This is a genomic window from Pseudomonas sp. GD03903, from assembly GCF_029840045.1.
GTDB lineage: Bacteria > Pseudomonadota > Gammaproteobacteria > Pseudomonadales > Pseudomonadaceae > Pseudomonas > Pseudomonas pseudonitroreducens.
Window position 1 is genome coordinate 1 of the sequence record NZ_JAOCBT010000050.1, and the last position, 4,426, is coordinate 4,426.

Sequence of the window (4,426 nt, forward strand, 5' to 3'; positions counted from 1 at the left end):
TCCGCCGACAGGCGTGACCCTGGTCATCGAAACCGTGGCCGGCGACGACATCGTCAACGCCGTCGAGGCAGCAGGCAAGGTCAGCATCACTGGCAGCTCCACAGGGGCCCGTGAAGGTGACGTGGTCACTCTGACCATCAATGGCAAGGCCTACAGCGGCACCGTCGATGCCGATGGCAAGTGGACCGTTTCCGGTGTTTCGGGAAGCGATCTGGTGGCTGATAGCGACCATATCGTCGATGGCAAGATTCGCGCCACCGACGTTGCTGGTAACTACACCGACGCCACTGATAGCCACAGCTATGAAGTCAAGCTGCAGCCGGGCGAAGTCGCTCTGAGCATCAACGTCGTCACGAGCGATGACATCGTCAACCTCGCCGAGTCCCAGACCGAGCAGAGCATCAGCGGCAAGGCCACGGGCGAATTCAAGGCAGGCGATATCGTCAGCTTCAGCCTCAACGGCCACACCTACAGCGCCGCGGTCGCTGCCGATGGCAAGTGGAGCGTCAACGTAGCCGGTGCCGATCTGGCCGCCGAAACCAACATCCACGCCACCCTGGTGGCCCACGATATGGCCGGCAACATCAGCAGCGTCACAGCTGACCATGCTTACGCGGTGGACATCGTTCCGCCGGTCGCCACCCTGATCATCGACACCGTAGCCGGCGACGACATCGTCAACCTGGAAGAGTCCACCCGGCCGCAGACCATCAGCGGCAAGGTCGAAGGCGAGTTCCAGGCCGGCGACAAGGTCAGCTTCAGCCTCAATGGCCATGACTACAGCACCACCGTCAACGCCAAGGGCGAATGGAGTGTCAACGTTCCGGGGGCTGACCTGGCTGCCGAAACCAACATCCATGCCACTCTGGTTGCCCATGACGCCGCGGGTAACAGCGCAGACGTCCTGGCCGACCGTGCCTACACCGTCAACGTCAACCCGCCGGTCGCCTCGCTGAACATCAACATCGTGGCAGGCGACGATGTGGTCAACCTGGAAGAGTCCAAGGTCGACCAGGCCATCACCGGTAGCAGTACTGGTGGACGTGCCGGCGACGTCGTCAAGATTGTCGTCAATGGCGCGACCTACAGCGGCACCATCGACTCGCAAGGCAAGTGGAGCATCAACGTACCCGGCGCCGAACTGGTTGCCGATGCAGGCCATCGCATCGACGCCACCTTCACCGCCACCAACGTGGCCGGCAACAGTGCCAGCGTCACCGCCAGCCACCTCTATAGCGTGGATATCACCCCGCCGGTTGCCCAACTGACCATCAACACCGTCGCTGGTGATGACGTGGTCAACCTGGTCGAATCGCAGAGCCAGCAGACCATCAGCGGCAAGGCTACCGGTGAGTTCACCACCGGCGACCTGGTGAAGTTCACCCTCAACGGCCATGACTACAGCGCCGCCGTCAACGCCTCGGGCAACTGGAGCGTCGCCGTAGCGGGTGCCGACCTGGCCAAGGAAACCAACATCCACGCCACTCTGGTGGCCCACGACACCGCCGGCAACGTAGCCGATGTAGTGGCCGATCATGGCTACAGCGTCGACATCATTCCGCCGGTAGCGACGCTGACCATCAACGTGGTCGCCGGTGACGACATCGTCAACTACGCCGAATCGCAAACCTCCCAGGCCATCAGCGGTAAGGTTGGCGGCGAGTTCAAGGCCGGCGACATCGTCAGCTTCGGCCTCAATGGCACCGACTACAGCGCTGTGGTTAGCGCGTCGGGCGACTGGAGCGTGATGGTGGCTGGTTCCGATCTGGCCAAGGCTGTGAATATCCACGCCACCCTGGTGGCTCACGATGACGCGGGCAACGCCACCACTGTGGTTGCCGATCGCTCGTACCAGGTACAGGTCGAGCCGCCGGTAGCCGGCCTGATCATCAACGTGATCGCTGGTGACGACGTCGTCAACATCGAGGAATCGAAGGTCAACCAGATCATCAGCGGCAAGGCTACCGGCCAGTTCAAGGCCGGGGATCTCGTCAGCTTCAGCCTCAACGGCCATGCTTACAGCGCCGCCGTCAACGCCTCGGGGGACTGGAACGTCTCCGTCAGCGGTGCCGACCTCGCCAAGGGCAGCAGCATCAACGCCACCCTGGTGGCGCACGATGGCGCCGGCAACGCCTCCGAAGTCCCGGCTAGCCGTCCGTACGGTGTCGACCTGACTCCGCCGGTTGCCACCCTCACCATCAACGTGGTGGCCGGTGACGACATCGTCAACCTCGCCGAGTCCAAGGCCCAGCAGACCATCAGCGGCAAAGCCAGTGGCGAGTTCAAGGCTGGCGACCTGGTGAGCTTCACCCTCAATGGCACCACCTACAGCGCCGCCGTCAATGCTTCGGGCAACTGGAGCGTATCGGTAGCCGGTGCCGACCTGGCCAAGGCCACCAACATCCACGCTACCCTGGTAGCCCACGATGCGGCCGGCAACAGCGCCGACGTCGTTGCCGACCATGCCTACAGCGTCGACATCACCCCGCCGGTTGCCCAACTGACCATCAACGTGGTGGCCGGCGACGACATGGTCAACGCCGCTGAAGCCATGACCAACCAGACCATCAGTGGCAAGGCCACCGGTGAGTTCGTAGCCGGCGACATCGTCAGCTTCAAGCTCAACGGCACCAACTACAGCGCTGCTGTAGCCGCCGATGGCAAGTGGAGCGTTCAGGTATCGGGCACCGACCTGTCCAAAGGCACCAGCATCGACGCTACCCTGGTGGCCCACGACGTGGCTGGCAACAGCTCCTCCGTGACTGCCAACCATCCGTACACCGTTGACCTCAACGGCCCGGATAGCAACACCACCCAGCTGACCATCGACATCGTGGCGGGCGACGACATCGTCAACCTGGCCGAGTCGCAGACCAACCAGACCATCAGTGGTAAAGCTACCGGTGAGTTCAAGGCCGGCGACATCGTCAGCTTCAAGCTTGACGGCACCACCTACAGCGCTGCTGTAGCGGCTAACGGCCAGTGGAGCGTTTCCGTCGCCGGTTCAGACCTGGCCAAGGAAACCAGCATCCACGCCACCCTGATGGCACACGATGAGGCGGGTAACATCGGCAGCATCACCGCCGATCACCCGTACACCGTGGAGCTGGTACCGGGCGCGGCCTCACTGGCCATCGACATCGTGGCGGGTGACGACATCGTCAACCTGGCCGAGTCGCTGACCCAGCAGACCATCAGCGGCAAGGCCGCCGGTGCGTTCACGGCCGGCGACATCGTCAGCTTCAAACTCAACGGCACCACCTACAGCGCCGCTGTAGCGGCCGACGGTAAATGGAGCGTACAGGTAGCCGGTGCAGACCTCGCCAAGGAAACCAACATCCACGCCACCCTGGTGGCACACGATACGGCTGGAAACACCAACAACGTATCCGCCGATCATGGCTACAGTGTCGACCTGAAGGGGCCGGATGGCACCACCACCACGCTGACCATCAACGTGGTAGCCGGTGACGACATCGTCAACCTCGAAGAGTCCAAGGCAAACCAGACCATCAGCGGCAAGGCCACTGGCGAGTTCAAGGCCGGCGACATCGTCAGCTTCAAACTCGACGGCACCACCTACAGCGCCGCTGTAGCGGCCAATGGTGACTGGAGCGTGGACGTTCCGGGCAGCAAGCTGGTGGCTGAAACCAGCCACAAGATCGACGCCACCCTGGTAGCGCATGACGCCGCCGGCAACGTCGGTGACATCACCGCCAGCCATACCTACTCGGTCGATATCGTTCCGCCGAGCCCGAGCACCACCACGCTGACCATCAACGTGGTCGCCGGTGACGACATCGTCAACCTCGAAGAGTCCAAGGCAAACCAGACCATCAGCGGCAAGGCCACTGGCGAGTTCAAGGCTGGCGACATCGTCAGCTTCAAACTTGACGGCACCACCTACAGCGCCGCTGTAGCGGCCAATGGTGACTGGAGCGTCGCGGTTCCGGGCAGCAAGCTGGTGGCCGACACCGGTCACAAGATCGACGCCACCCTGGTAGCGCATGACGCCGCCGGCAACGTCGGCAACATCACTGCCAGCCACGCCTACTCGGTAGACGTAACACCGCCGGTAGCGACGCTGACCATCAACGTGGTCGCCGGTGACGACATCGTCAACCTCGACGAATCCAAGGTAAACCAGACCATCAGCGGCAAGGCCACTGGCGAGTTCAAGGCTGGCGACATCGTCAGCTTCAAGCTCGACGGCACCACCTACAGCGCCGCTGTAGCGGCCAATGGTGACTGGAGCGTCTCGGTTCCGGGCAGCAAGCTGGTGGCTGAAACCAGCCACAAGATCGACGCCACCCTGGTAGCGCATGACGCCGCCGGCAACGTCGGTGATATCACCGCCAGCCACGCCTACTCGGTCGATATCGTTCCGCCGAGCCCGAGCACCACCACGCTGACCATCAACGTGGTC

General features: G+C 62.8%; 1 protein-coding gene. It reads left to right on the forward strand.

Annotated features, from left to right (window positions below; translation table 11 throughout):
• A partial coding sequence (locus N5C91_RS31705; RefSeq protein WP_279834475.1) for an Ig-like domain-containing protein occupies positions 1–4,426 on the forward strand: 4,426 nt, incomplete at both ends.